The sequence below is a fragment of the Thermodesulfovibrio yellowstonii DSM 11347 genome (genome assembly GCF_000020985.1).
GTDB classification, from domain to species: Bacteria; Nitrospirota; Thermodesulfovibrionia; order Thermodesulfovibrionales; family Thermodesulfovibrionaceae; genus Thermodesulfovibrio; species Thermodesulfovibrio yellowstonii.
Map to the genome: position 1 here is coordinate 1,017,551 of NC_011296.1, position 14,123 is coordinate 1,031,673.

The 14,123-nt window shown below is 30.6% G+C and carries 13 protein-coding genes and 1 tRNA gene; 4 read left to right on the top strand and 10 right to left on the bottom strand.

Annotated features, from left to right (window positions below):
* Positions 1-168: 168 nt before the first annotated feature.
* Together mtaB and miaB are read right to left on the bottom strand one after the other, a co-directional pair.
* On the bottom strand, positions 169-1,392 hold the full coding sequence (gene mtaB / locus THEYE_RS05205) for a tRNA (N(6)-L-threonylcarbamoyladenosine(37)-C(2))-methylthiotransferase MtaB (protein ID WP_012545970.1): 1,224 nt from the start codon (positions 1,390-1,392) through the stop codon (positions 169-171).
* Positions 1,389-2,684: a tRNA (N6-isopentenyl adenosine(37)-C2)-methylthiotransferase MiaB gene (gene miaB / locus THEYE_RS05210; RefSeq protein ID WP_012545886.1), complete on the bottom strand. Its 1,296-nt coding sequence runs from the start codon at positions 2,682-2,684 to the stop codon at positions 1,389-1,391. The genes mtaB and miaB overlap by 4 nt, the downstream gene beginning before the upstream one ends.
* Before the next feature lie 83 nt (positions 2,685-2,767).
* Between miaB and THEYE_RS05215 the strand changes: the two genes are divergently transcribed.
* Positions 2,768-4,753 (top strand): monovalent cation:proton antiporter family protein, encoded by a 1,986-nt coding sequence (locus tag THEYE_RS05215; RefSeq protein WP_012546696.1) that lies wholly within the window; start codon positions 2,768-2,770, stop codon positions 4,751-4,753.
* A 15-nt stretch (positions 4,754-4,768) separates the two neighbouring features.
* Here THEYE_RS05215 and THEYE_RS05220 read toward each other — a convergent pair whose 3' ends face one another.
* Both THEYE_RS05220 and THEYE_RS05225 read right to left on the bottom strand, forming a co-directional pair.
* A complete protein-coding gene (locus THEYE_RS05220) occupies positions 4,769-5,401 on the bottom strand; it encodes a flavodoxin family protein (protein WP_012545224.1) in 633 nt (210 codons plus the stop codon).
* 101 nt (positions 5,402-5,502) lie between these two features.
* On the bottom strand, positions 5,503-6,636 hold the full coding sequence (locus THEYE_RS05225; RefSeq protein WP_012545564.1) for a metallophosphoesterase: 1,134 nt from the start codon (positions 6,634-6,636) through the stop codon (positions 5,503-5,505).
* Between the two features lie 154 nt (positions 6,637-6,790).
* Between THEYE_RS05225 and THEYE_RS05230 the strand changes: the two genes are divergently transcribed.
* A complete protein-coding gene (locus THEYE_RS05230; protein WP_012545081.1) occupies positions 6,791-7,432 on the top strand; it encodes a peroxiredoxin in 642 nt (213 codons plus the stop codon).
* A 91-nt stretch (positions 7,433-7,523) separates the two neighbouring features.
* On the opposite strand, the gene THEYE_RS05235 is transcribed toward THEYE_RS05230, so the two are convergent.
* From THEYE_RS05235 to THEYE_RS05260, 6 genes are all read right to left on the bottom strand, one after another.
* Positions 7,524-7,614 (bottom strand) — tRNA-Ser (locus THEYE_RS05235).
* A 22-nt stretch (positions 7,615-7,636) separates the two neighbouring features.
* On the bottom strand, positions 7,637-7,954 hold the full coding sequence (locus tag THEYE_RS05240; protein WP_012545928.1) for a hypothetical protein: 318 nt from the start codon (positions 7,952-7,954) through the stop codon (positions 7,637-7,639).
* Between the two features lie 67 nt (positions 7,955-8,021).
* The gene (locus tag THEYE_RS05245; protein ID WP_012546815.1) at positions 8,022-8,393 is read right to left on the bottom strand and encodes a cytochrome c3 family protein; all 372 of its coding nucleotides are present in this window, start codon (positions 8,391-8,393) and stop codon (positions 8,022-8,024) included.
* Positions 8,394-8,425: 32 nt separating this feature from the next.
* A complete protein-coding gene (locus THEYE_RS05250) occupies positions 8,426-9,058 on the bottom strand; it encodes a cytochrome b/b6 domain-containing protein (RefSeq protein ID WP_012545712.1) in 633 nt (210 codons plus the stop codon).
* Positions 9,058-10,944, bottom strand: a complete 1,887-nt coding sequence (locus tag THEYE_RS05255; RefSeq protein WP_164924839.1) for a multiheme c-type cytochrome — start codon at positions 10,942-10,944, stop codon at positions 9,058-9,060. The genes THEYE_RS05250 and THEYE_RS05255 overlap by 1 nt, the downstream gene beginning before the upstream one ends.
* A gap of 229 nt (positions 10,945-11,173) precedes the next feature.
* Positions 11,174-11,428 carry a thioredoxin domain-containing protein gene (locus tag THEYE_RS05260; protein WP_164924840.1) on the bottom strand — a complete coding sequence of 85 codons (255 nt, stop codon included), beginning with the start codon at positions 11,426-11,428 and terminating at the stop codon, positions 11,174-11,176.
* A gap of 230 nt (positions 11,429-11,658) precedes the next feature.
* On the opposite strand from THEYE_RS05260, the gene resB reads away from it, so the two are divergent.
* A complete protein-coding gene (resB, locus tag THEYE_RS05265) occupies positions 11,659-13,065 on the top strand; it encodes a cytochrome c biogenesis protein ResB (RefSeq protein WP_012546737.1) in 1,407 nt (468 codons plus the stop codon).
* Positions 13,062-14,120: a c-type cytochrome biogenesis protein CcsB gene (ccsB, locus tag THEYE_RS05270; RefSeq protein WP_012544936.1), complete on the top strand. Its 1,059-nt coding sequence runs from the start codon at positions 13,062-13,064 to the stop codon at positions 14,118-14,120. Before resB ends, ccsB begins: the two co-directional genes overlap by 4 nt.
* The last annotated feature ends 3 nt before the right edge of the window (positions 14,121-14,123 follow it).

The following is a 14,123-nucleotide window of genomic DNA, read 5'->3' on the forward strand; positions in this document are numbered from 1 at the left end:
ATCTACAAAATTATAAAATTTAACATAATATACATTATCAGACATAATTTCAATAATAAAAATTGTTGAAAAGTTGTCAGTATTTTTGTGTGAAAAATTCAAAAGTTAATAAATTTTTTGGAAAAATCTTAAATTGAGTATTAGTTAGGCAAATTGATTTTTTAGATGTTATCTATTCTTAATTAAACTTGTTAAAGCATATTCTCCTTTAATATTATTTACAATGACTTTAAAAATATTTCCAGCGACAAGTTTCTTATTATCAACAAAACATTTTATGTAATTATCAGAAGTTCCTGAGAAAAACCCATTTTTCTTATTTTCAATAATAACTTCAAGCTCAGAACCTATAAATTTTTTAATATATTCTAATTTTTTTCTTTTCCCCACTTCTATCAAGCAGTCAGCTCTTTGTCTTTTTATATTCTCAGGAATTTGTTCAGTCATTTCGGATGCTTTTGTAAAAGGTCGTTTTGAATATGGAAAGACATGTAAATATGAAAAGCCTATCTTTTCAATTAGTTGCAATGTTCTTTTAAAATCATCTTCAGTCTCTGAAGGAAAACCTACCATAACATCAGTTCCAATTGAAATATCAGGATAAAGTTTAAAAATTTTTTCTATTATTTGACTAAATTGAAAAGCATCATATCGTCTATTCATTAACCCCAAAATTCTATCACTACCATGCTGAAGCGGAATATGAAGATGCTTACAAATTCTATTATCAGATATTATTTCAAGAAATTCCTGATCAATATGATTAATTTCAATAGAACTTAATCTTATTCTAAACCCAGAGGTTTCTTTAAGTATTGCTTTAAGAAGTTTATTTAAACTTATTTTATTCTCATAATCTATTCCATATAATCCTATGTTAATTCCGCTTAACACAACTTCTTTAATTCCAATTGATTGATAATCTTTTATTTCTTTCATAATTTGTTCAATTTTATAACTTCTTGGTTTTCTTCTCAAATATGGAACAATGCAATAACTACAATACTGATTACATCCATCTTGAACCTTAATAATAGCTCTATGCCTTGATATTTTTAAGGTGTCACTTTTATTTAAATTTTCAAAGTTATTGATTATACTGTCTTTTTCAAAATTTGAAAAAACTTTTAAATTTTCTGAATTTTCAATTCTACAAAGCTCTACATAGCAACCCGTAACAAAAGCTTTTTTACCAAGTTTTTTCGCTTTATTTATTATATGTCTTGACTGAACTTCTGCTTTGTGCGTAACAGCACAGGTATTTATAATCCAAAGACTTGCTTCTTCTGGATTGCTGGTAACAACATATCCCTTAGTTGTCAAAAGTTTTTCCAATCTCTGAGCCTCTGCCTGATTAACTCTGCATCCATAAGTGATAAAACATACTTTCATGTGCTGATAATGTCTCCCTCTAAGGAGTGTCTGTGAGTTTTTGCAATTTTAACATTAACAATTTCACCAGCTTTAATATCTGAATAAATTTTTACAACTTTATTTGTTCTTGTTTTACCTGTTGTAAATCCTTCTTCATCTTTCCCTTCAACCAGAACTTCTTGGATTTTTCCTTCTAATCTTTTGTTTTTTCTTTCAGTTATTTCATCCTGAAGCTTTAAAACCTCTATAAGTCTTGCGGCTTTAACTTCTTCTGAAATATGCCCATCAAGTTTTGCAGCAGCAGTTCCAAGTCTTGGTGAAAATTTGAAAGCAAAAATGCCATCAAATCTAATTTCTTTTAAAGCATTAATTGTTTTTTCAAAATCTTCATGCTGTTCTTGAGGAAATCCGACGATAATATCTGAAGTAATTGCAATATCTGGAATTGCCTCACGAAGCCAGCAGATTTTTTCAAAATATTCTTCATATGTATATTTTCTGTTCATAAGTTTAAGAATTTTGTTTGAACCTGCTTGAAGTGGAAGATGAATATGTTCGCATATCTTTTTATAATCTTTCATTACATCAACAAGTTCTTTTGATAAATCCTTAGGATGTGAGGTTATAAAACGAATTCTTTTAATACCTTCAATTTTTTCAACTTTTTCAAGTAATAAAGGGAAATTAGTATTTCCATCTTTATAAGAATTTACATTTTGTCCAAGAAGTGTGACTTCCTTGTATCCTTGTTCTGCAAGAAGACTGATCTCTTTAATAATATCATCTACAGGTCTGCTTCTTTCTTTTCCTCTGGTATATGGAACAACACAGTAGGTACAGTAGTTATTGCATCCATAAATTATATTCACCCATGCTTTTACACAGTCTTTTCTTTTCACCGGTAGATTAATGTTAGCTACTTCAGGATTTTCATCAGTAAATATTCTATGCGAAACTTGATTTTCAATAATATTTTCAATAACATGAAGATTGTCAGGTCCTATAATATAATCAATATATGGTAATTTATTTAAAAGTTTTTCACCTTGAAGTTGAGCTGAACATCCTGCTACTATAATCTTTAATTGAGGATTTTTCTTTTTAAGATGTTTTACTCTTCCAAGACTGCTAAAAAATTTTTGTTCAGCTTTATGTCTTATTGCACAGGTATTAAAAATAACAATATCTGCTTTTTTAGGTTCATCAACTTCAATAAATCCTTTAGTCCCAAGAATACCAAGCATTCTCTCACTATCATGTTCATTCATTTGACAGCCAAATGTTTTTATATAAACTGCCCTACCCTTCATGTTTTATTATAACAGGCAAGAATACTACGTTTTCAAACTCTGAATATTTGAATGATTTTTCATACTTAAAGCATAATATAAAAATGATTTATGAATTCTTACAAGCCATACTTATTATCTTCGGTATTTCTGGTGTAATTATTTATATTCTTAGACAACTTAAAATCCCTTCCATTGTAGGATTTTTAATAGCAGGAACAGTTATAGGTCCTTATGGTATGGGATTAATAAAAGATCCTAATGAAGTAGAAATAATCGCAGAAATAGGCGTAATTCTACTTATGTTTACTATAGGTATTGAATTCTCTATCCCAAGACTTATGGCATTAAAAAAAGAAGTCTTTTTATTAGGAAGTCTTCAAGTTGCATTAACCATAATTGTTATAAGCATTATAAGTGAATTGGTATTGAATGTTTCTTTAAATAACTCAATTTTTTATGGGTTTATAATTGCTTTGAGCAGTACTGCCATTGTTATGAAACTTCTCTCTGACAAAGGAGAATTAAATTCTCCTCATGGTAAAATCTGTCTTGGAATCCTTCTTTTTCAAGATATTTGTGTTGTCCCACTTATGCTTTTTACTCAATTGCTTGCTGGACAAGGAGAAAGCTATTATAACTTTTTTACGGTCATTTTAAAAGCATCTATAATACTTTCAATAGTTTTTATATTTTCCAGGTTAGCTGTGCCTTATATTCTTCATGAAATTGTTAAAACAAAAAGCAGAGAACTTTTTATAATCACAACCATTTTTATATGTCTTGGAACTGCTTATTTTACCTCTAAATTAGGGCTTTCCCTTGCTCTTGGAGCTTTCTTAGCTGGAATAGTCATATCAGAGTCTGAATACTCAGCTCAGGCTGTATCAGACATATTGCCCTTTAAAGAAACTTTTTCAGGGATATTTTTTATCTCTGTTGGAATGCTTTTGAATATTGATTATATAAAAGCTCATCTATTAGAAGAAGTTATTCTTGTCGGTAGCATTTTCTTTTTTAAAGCCTTGGTCATTATTGTTATTGCTTACATTTTTATTCACTCATTAAGAGTATCGTTAAAATCTGCTCTATCATTATCTCAAATAGGTGAATTTTCATTTATACTGGCATTCACAGGAAAATCCTTAGGTCTTTTAAATGAAAATGCTTACCAAAGCTTTATTTCTGCTTCTGTAGTTACCATGTTATTTACTCCTTTGATAATTAAATATTCTCCAAAATTAATTGATTATTTAGTTCAGATGAAACCATTTAAAAGTCTTGAAAAGACGAGGAAAATAAAAGAATCAGATATAATTGTAAAAAAATCAAATCATGTTATTATTATTGGTTTTGGATTAAATGGAAGGAATCTTGCAAGAGTTCTTAAAGAAACTAATATACCTTACATAATTTTAGAGCTTAATCCTGATACAGTAAGAAAAATGAAAAAGAAAGGTGAGCCAATATATTATGGAGACGGAACAAGTCAGGAAATATTACATAAACTTGGTATTAAAAGAGCAAATGTCCTTGTTATTGCCATATCCGATCCTTCTGCGACAAGAAAGATAGTTCAACTTGCAAAGACTGAAAATCCTAAAATACATATAATTGTCAGAACTCGTTTTATTGCTGAAATTGAAGAATTGAAAAAATTAGGTGCAGATGAAGTTATACCAGAAGAGTTTGAAACATCACTGGAGATTTTTGCAAGAGTATTACATCATTTTGGGATACCCAGAAATCAAATATTACAAATGATAGAAAAAATTAGAGCTGAAGGCTATGAAATTTTAAGAATTACTGATATACCAAAAACCAGGGCTGGGGTTGAATGCGTAATATTTGAAGGTCTTGATATGGATAGTTTTTTAGTAAAAAAAGGCTCGTGGCTAATTGGACATTCTCTTAAATCTCTGGATATAAGACACAAAGCCAAAGTTACAGTAATTGCTGTTCAAAGGGGGGAAGAGACGATTCTAAACCCTTCTGCTGATTTTGTTCTAAAAGAGGGAGATATAATAATTTATGTGGGTAGCAAGAAACAATTAATTGATGCATTTAATTTTTTCCAGAAAAAAGATTAAATCCTCTCCCAAAAGTTATCGTATAAAATTAGTGAATATTTTAGCCTCTCTTTCAGGATTTATTATTTTGTCTTTTCCATTTTCAACAAGTTTTAATGTCCATGCCATATTTTTTCCAAATATTCTCATTATCTGCATTCCTTCCTCATCCTTTAAAACCTCTCCTGGATTCATTCCGTATATGACGTTCCAGTAATTAGAAGATGGAACAATCATTTCTGCATAATGTAGATAATGTAAAAGTTGATCAAAGGTTGTTACACCTCCAGAACGTCTATCAGCTACAACCGCTGCTCCAACTTTGTGTCTGAATAGTCCATCATTAACAGATGCAACCAAAAAAGCTCTATCTAAAAAGCATTTAAATGTACCTGCGATTCCTGAAAAGTAAACTGGAGAACCTAATATTATGCCATCAGATTCTTTTATTTTTTGAATCCATTCATTAACTTCATCATTAATACTACATTTCTCATTTTTATTTTTAGCACATTTATAACAAGCTATGCATCCTCTTATTCTTTTATTTCCCACTTGAATTATTTCTACTTTTATATTTTCTTTTTTAAGTTCTTCAGCTACAACTTTAATAGCATGATAGGTATTGCCATTTTTTCTTGGACTTCCATTAAAAGCTACTACTTTCATTTTGCCCTCCTACTTCATTTTTTTATTAATATATTAAATTTATCCTACTTTTGTCACTCAGCACTTTTGCAGGGAATTTATTTTAATACAGTCTTTTTAATTTATTTTTTCAACAAATCAATAACAGTAATCTCTGGTGGAGCAAATATTCTTACTGGTGGTCCCCATGTGCCTGTGCCTCTACTTATATAAAGATAAACATCTTTGTTAATTTTTGTTAATCCAGAATCATTATTATTGTAGTGTAGCTTTGTTGCTATACTAAAAGGAAAAAACTGCCCTTTATGAGTATGCCCTGAAAGTTGCAAATCAAAATATTCTATTAATTCTTTATCAATCAATGGTCTATGTTTAAGAAGTATAGTAAAACCTTTATTTTTGAAATAGTTTAAAAGAGAGACTTTATCTTGATTTACCTTTAAACCATATCTTTCAGATTCTGTATCATCTAATCCTGCTATATTAATGTTTAACTCCTTTATTTTCGCTCCAGCATTCCTTAAGACCTTGAATCCAGCTTTTTCAGTGAAAAAAAGAGCCTTATTTAAGCCAGCGTAAAACTCATGATTTCCTGTAATTGCAAATTTTCCATAGGGGGTTTTTATCTCTTTTAATAGTTCCGCTATATGATTCATTCTATCTATCTGCGCATCAACAAGATCGCCAGTTGAAACAAGAATATCAGGATTAACTTCTTTAATTTTTTCAACAATCTTTTTAATTCTTCCCTCTCTCACGATTAAACCAATATGCACATCTGATATCTGAACAATTCTTACATTTTTTGTTATTTTGTCAGATTTGATATAAAATCTCTCAACTCGTATATTCATTGCTTCCAAATAACCATAGATTAGAAAAATAACTGATAAACCTAAGGGGAATAAAAAGTACACTGTTTTAGGAATTTTTTGTAATATAATAAATAAATTCTTTCCTGATATTTTTGATATTACAAGCATTGATAATCTTCCAAAATCAGTTAGAATTCCAAAAAATAAAAATAGAACAACAAAAGCCATCCATAGATACCCAATCCATGAAAGCCCTATTGCAAAAGTCTCATAACCATTTTTTTCAGATACTCTAATAATTAATGGAGAAAATATCATCAGTAATAAAAAAACGCTTATAATTAGCTGAAATTGCCATCCAAAATTTAAAATTGATTTCAGTTTAACAAAAAAATAGAAATTAATTATTCCATAAATAGTAAAAAATATTATGAAAAACATCCTTCTTTAACTCCTCTGTTAAAAAAATGTTAGTTCAAAACTTTTATTTTTCATTATAACAATTATTTAGTTGGAGATAAATTTTTAATTTTCTATTGACTTTTATCTTTTATTAAATTATAATAATTATAAAATAAATTTTGGAGGTGGATTTATGGAAACAAAAATGCCTTTATTAGGAGAAAAAGTGGATGACAGAAAAATTAAAACTACTCACGGTATCATCAATTTCCCTTCTGATTATAAGGGGAAATGGGTAATTCTTTTCAGTCACCCTGCAGATTTTACTCCTGTTTGCACAACTGAATTTGTAGCTTTTCAGAAAAGAATTGATGAATTTAAATCGTTAAATTGTGAGTTAATTGGACTATCTATTGATCAAGTTTTTTCTCACATCAAATGGGTTGAGTGGATTAAGGAAAAACTTGGAGTAGAGATTACTTTTCCAATTATTTCTGATGATATGGGAGAGATTGCAAAATCATTTGGGATGATAAGTCCAGCTAAGGGAACTAATACAATAAGAGCAGTATTTGTTATTGATCCAAATGGAATATTGAGAGTTATTCTCTATTATCCACAGGAAATTGGAAGAAATATTGATGAAATCGTAAGAACTGTAAAAGCATTGCAGATTTCGGATGCAAATAAGGTAGCTATTCCAGCTGGTTGGCCTAATAATGAACTAATCGGAGACAAAGTTATAGTTCCTCCTGCATCAGATGTAAAGACAGCACAGGAAAGACCGAAGCAATTTGAATGCTTTGATTGGTGGTTTTGTTATAAAAAACTATAATATTTTTTAAGAGAGCTCGTTTATCGGGCTCTCTTATTTTTCATGAATAAGAATTCTTCGGAGAGACACCGTAAATCTTCCAGATAAAAAACGGAGAGGGAGGGATTTGAACCCTCGGTGGAGCTTTTAGACCCCACACGCGATTTCCAGTCGCGCCCGTTCGGCCACTCCGGCACCTCTCCACAGATTTTTTTATTTTAGCATTTAGAGGGTTATATTTTCAAAGAATTTTAAGAGTTTTTCTTCATTTTTCTTTAAGAACTGTTCAAGTTCTTCCTTTGTAAGAGGAGAACACTCATCTGGATTTTCTTTGTTTAGTTTAACTAACATTATTCTTTTAATTTTTCCATTAAGTACAGCAACACACATAACAATATCATCTATTAAAAATTCAATTTCTTCAAACTCTTCTATTTTCTCAGGAATGTTTTGACAACAGATTGAAAGACTTTTTAAGAATTCAGGATTTTGAATATATTCTAATTTAAAAGGTTTACCAATAAACTTTTTGAATTTTTCCATTCATTCATTCTCCATAAAAAAGCCGGGAATTTCATTTCCCGGCTTTTTTAAGCATATTAAGACAATATTATCCTTTCTTATGACATTCATTACATTTTGTTGGAGCAGCTTTACCTTCCTCAACCGCTTTTTTATGGCAGTCTATACAATTTTTGTGATAAGCGTCCATAGCTTTTGATGCTCCATTTTTAGCTTCTGCAGGATCATGACAATCAGTGCATTTTTGGACTTTTACCTTAGGGTCAGCTTCTTTGTGATGGCATACTTTACAGTCTACTTTATAATCTGTGGAATGTTTAGCATGTGAAAATTTTACAGGTGGAAATTTTGCACCTTCAAGCTTTAAATCGTATACATCCTGAGGTTGAGCATATACAAAAGAAATTGCAAACAGAAAAGTGACAGCAATAAGAACTATCAAACCTTTTTTAGATTTCACTTTTTTCACCTCCTTTCATTTATTTTTATATATCAATGCTCTTCATGTTCCTCTTCATAACCTGTAAACATGGCTTTAATATGAGCCATAGGGGTATGTCCTAATGTAGCAAGATAGAAATGCACTATTATAAAAGCACTGAAAAATATCCACAATCCTGTATGAATAAGAGTAGCAATCTGAATTCCTCCAATTAAACTGATTATTGAGCTAAATAATTGAGGATCCCAAAGCATTAATCCAGTAATAATTTGTAGAGGAATAAGAAGAACCATAATCATTAAATAAGATATCTGCTGCATTGGATTAAATTTATGCTCTGGCGTTGGATGATGAGGATTCTTATCGCCAACCATTATTCCATATCCGTAATATTTTGCCTGTCTGATTGAATTCTTAATAAATTCTACAGGCCTCCAAAATGGTGGAATATATATTTTGAAAAGTTTACCTGTAAAAAGATAGTAAAGAAGCCATATAAAATAGTTAGCAAGAAGAATAAATCCAAGCCAACTATGAACATCTACCGCTGTTTCAAAACTCATAATTCCCATGTTCTCAGCAAATCTAATTTGTGCTCCTGTTATTATTAAAATTATAAATCCTAATGCATTTATCCAGTGCCATATTCTAACTGGCAACGGATGAAGATAAATCTTTTTCATTATTTGCCCTCCCTTCTCTTTCTTCTAATTGGAGCTGTTAAAATTCTGAGCGTTAAATGTCCCACAGGAACTGCCACACCGCCTAATAAAGCTATGAAGAATAAAATATCAAGTATTTTTATTTTTGTCAGTCCTAATACATAAAAATCTTTAATATTTGGAATTGCATAGGCTGAGTTTATTGCACTTCTTTCCAAATCAAATTTAACAGCCTTTCCCCCTTCCCTATTAATTTCAATCTTTGCTGCAAAAGAAGCTGAAGGATCGTGACAGGCTGCACAGTCTTTAATAGCTTTAGATTTTGGTTCAATTTTATGAGCATCATTAGAATTTATAACATCAATTCTTCCAGAAAGATTTGCCTTTGCTTTTGCCTTAACTGAAGACATAAACTGCCAGAGTTCTTGTTCTTGAATTTTCCCGTCATTATTGTAATCAATTTTACCTTTAACCTCTTTTGGATCAACACCAAAAATTTTAGCAACTTCAGATTCTGTTAATGGTTTTTTCTTAGCTCTATCAAAAAGTGTAAGATAAATAGCTTTATTAACTGTGGTATGACATGCAGCACAGGATGCTGAATTAAAGTGAGCATCTACAAATGTAGTGAGTTTTACAGGAGGATTCCAGAGCCATTTGTTATGGCTTGTTTTGACATCTTTATGGCATTTAACACATGAATTACCAAGTTGAGCAATATTTGCTGCAAGAACATCGTGAGAATTATGGCAGGATGCACAGGTTGGAGCATTCTGCTTACCATCATTTATGGCTTTCTGATGAACGCTTTCTTTAAATGCCCGTCCTGACTCATTGTGACATTTTACACAAAGCTCTGAGCTTGCAGATTTATCTTTAGTGATTAATACAACTTTATGATAATCATGACATTTTAGGCAATCTGGTGATTGTTGATTTCCTTTCTTAAGAGCTTCAGCATGAATGCTAATATCGTATTTTTTAACTGCATCTTGATGGCAGTTGTTGCAAACATCTTTTGCCTTTGCTCTGTAATTCGCCACAGACTCAAAGCTTCTCACCGGATGTTGCGTTGTAGAAAATTCTTTATGACATTCCGTACATTTAAGTTTCTTATGAACCGAATTTAAAATATCTGTCTCTTTTACCTGAACTGATAATGTTTCTCCATTTTTCATTTTCATTGAAATAGGTCTGCTATGGCAGTTTAAGCAATATTGATTTTCTGGAAGTGTCTTGGCAACCTTAGTTGGCTTTACACCGTGATAGCCATGACATTCAATACAGGATGTTGTCTTAGTAAGAGCATAATGAGCTGGATTTTTCTGTAATTCTTTGTCTGTATGACATTTTGTGCATATTCTTGTCATTTCTTTTCTGTATTGATTTTTATCTTTATAATTATATATAGGATGGTTTACCTTTGAAAAATCATCGTGGCAGACAAGACATTGAAACTTGGCATGGACTGATTTTTTAATTTCGGACTCATTAACTTTAAGAGAAATCTTTTCTTTGCTTGGCAAAGTTTTAGTAATGTTAGACTGATGACATGTTAGACAATATTCAGAAAAACTTGCTTTCTTTTTCCAATCCTTCATTGAAGTTATGTAATGTGAACCATGACATTCAGAACAGAAAACTTCACCTTTTTTCACTACTTCTCCATGAACTTTAGGTTTCATTAATGAATCTTGAGGGTGACAGTTCAAACAGTTTTTAGAAAATTCTTTAATATATACCTTCCTGTCAGTTATTTTTTTGGGTTTTGGATGATTTTTTAATGTGATATCTGGATGACAGGATGAACAATCCATCGCGCCATGAACAGATTTTTCAAATTTGTTACCATCAATATAAAGGGAAAGGGATCCACCACTATCTAACGCTTTCTGTAATGTTTTCATTCCATGACATCGTAAACAAGCTTTAGTATCATCCGAAATTGCATCATTTAAAGGAACTAAGTAGGAGATTAAGAAACACAATATTACTACCCCACTAATAACAATTGCCCTCATCCCTCACTCCTTATGTATAGATTTTAAATTAAATTGCAAAATTATAACACAAATGAGTGAAAGAATATCAATGTATTTTAATGAGAAGAGCTATAAAAATTTTTTAAAGAATTAATTAATACTTTTTATAAAAAAGAGGGTCTTCGCAGGTCTTTTTAAGGCATGATTTTAAAATTAGTTCAATTTTTGAAGCAATTTCCTCATTAAACCCAACAAAACTTTTGTCGCCTATGAAAGTAACAGGTACTCCTGTTGGACTTATACCATAAGACCTTGACATTGTCATTAAAAGTTCTCTGGGAGCTTGATTATGTATAACCTCATAATCTTTTATTTCAAGTCTTGGATATTTCTTTTTTAGGGTAGTCAAAAAAATTTTTTCCTTCGCACAGTAAGGGCAACCCTCACCCCAGAAAAAATAAAGAATTACAGATTTTTTGTTTTCAGCAAAAGAGAGATTAGAGGAAAAAGTCAATAAAAATACGAATGTTAATATTAAAACATACCAACTTTTGACCTTAATCATAGAAAAATATAGCATATATATGATAAATTAATCAATTCATAGTCTTTCACAACTATTGTATTTAGGAGGCTTTAATGTCAAAAATTGATAGATGGAATGAAAAGATTTGGAATTTCTTCGCATCAGTTGATCTTGCCATAGCTTTGTTTATTATTATCTCAATTGGTGCAGCAATCGGAACAATCATCCCACAACAAACAGACCCTGAAGCAATAGTAAGGTTTTTTTCTAAATTTCTTCCTCCTGTAAGTGCTATGAAAGCTTATGAGATAGTAAACCTTTTAGATTTGAATAATCTTTATCACAGTTGGTGGTTTACTTTTTTACTTTTTATGTTTGCTTTAAACTTAATTGTTTGCTCTACGGACAGACTGCCTTCACTTTTAAAATCATTTAAAACCTCTTCCCATCCTCTGCCGGCTCAAGTTTTAGAGAAAATGCCAATAAAGAAAAAAATAGATAATATTCAACCTAATATTTTGGATAAAATTAATGGAATATTAAAAAATAAAGGTTTTTCAATACATGTTTTTGAAACCCAAGAAGGGATACAAATTCAAGCTCAAAAATGGAGTAAAACAAGATTAGCTGTATATTTAACTCATTTGAGCATCCTTATTATACTTGTCGGAACTCTCATGGGAACTTTTTGGGGTTTTAGAGGCTCTATGAATATAGTAGAGGGAACAGGATTAAACTTTGCAATTTCTGATAGTGGCAAAGCAATTCCTTTAGATTTTGAAGTTAGATGCGATAAATTTGAAGCTGAATACTATGAAAATTCTTCTATACCAAAGGCTTATAGAAGTTACATAAGAATTTTAGAAAATGGACAAGTTATAAAATTTGATAATAAAGAAAATGTTATAATTGAAGTTAATCAACCATTTTCATATAAAGGAATCACTTTTTATCAGGCAAGTTATGGTTTTCAACCTTCAGAACATGCTGAATTTAGATTCACCTATTTTGATAAAACAGGTAAAGAACATAAAATAAATGCCCGCTTTGAAGAGAAATTTAATATTCCTGGTACATCTGCTATCGCTTCTGTTATTGATTTTTCACCTGCATTAGGGATTGATGAACAGGGAAAACTTTTCAATATGGATACAAATATGATAAATCCTGCTGTTTTAGTGCAATTTGATGACAAAGGCAAGAAAACTGAACAATGGATACTAACAAGAATTCCTGAAACATGGGTAACCCCTTATGGAAAACTAAAGTTTAATGAACTATGGGGAGCACAATTTACAGGACTTCAGATAAGAAAAGACCCTGGAATTCCTTTAATTTATATAGGTTCAATCTTTCTGTGTATAGGTCTTTTTATTTCTCTTTTTTTACGACCTATTACATTATTTGTAACCATAAGTAAAGATAATTTAATATTTTATTGTCCATCTTCAAAAACTTCTTTAATAATTGAAAAACAGATTAATGAAATTATCAACAAACTGAAAGGAGAAAATATATGAGCTATCAAACAATCTCAATTGCGGGATTACTTTACATACTTGCAATGCCTATTTATATTGTTTACGTTCTAACTAAAAATAATAAAGTTGGATACATTGCAACTGCTACATTGTCTTTTGGCGCTTTAATTCATATTTATGGATTTATTCAAAGATTTAAGGAAATGTATGCAATAAATCATTCAATTATGAGAAGCATTCCTATTACAAATCTCTACGAAAGTTTGATTTTCTTTGTTTTGTGTTTAATAGTGGGATATTTATTTATTGAGTGGAAATATAAAAAGAAAAGTTTTGGAGTTTTTATCTCTATAGTAGCAGGAATTACAATTGGACTTACAGACCTTCTTGGAATTTCAAAAGAAGTTCAACCTTTAGTGCCTGCATTAAAAAGTAATTGGCTTCTTGCACATGTAACGCTCAGTTTTATATCCTATGCTGCCTTTGGAATAAGTTTTATAACAGGACTGCTTCATGTTATTATGGAATCGCAGGATAAAAAATCCTTTAAATATATCTTCTCAACAACTTTGCTTGGATTTATGCTGTTTATGTTTATATCTGTGATAATTGATATCATTACTGCATCAAATCCAAAAACTGTTAAAATTTTTCATTCTACAATTGGCAATCCGTCAGTTTTCATATCAATAATAAGCTGGATGATATTAATATTTTTGATTTTTATTACATGGAAATTTGGTCATATATTAAATAAAATTCTCAATAGTTTCAAAATAGATTCAAATTTTCTTGAAGATATAACCTATAAAGGAATAGCTTTCGGCTTTCCTATATTTACTATTGGTGGACTTGTTTTTGGAGCAATATGGGCTGATCAGGCATGGGGAAGATACTGGGGATGGGACCCAAAGGAAACATGGTCTTTGATTACATGGTTTGTCTACGCCTTTTATTTTCATGCAAAATTTATCAGAGGATGGCGGGGAACAAAAACTTCAATGATTGCTGTAGTCGGATTTATTGTTACAATATTCACATATCTTGGAGTAAATTTATTTTTAAGCGGACTCCACTCTTACGGAAGCATGTAGACC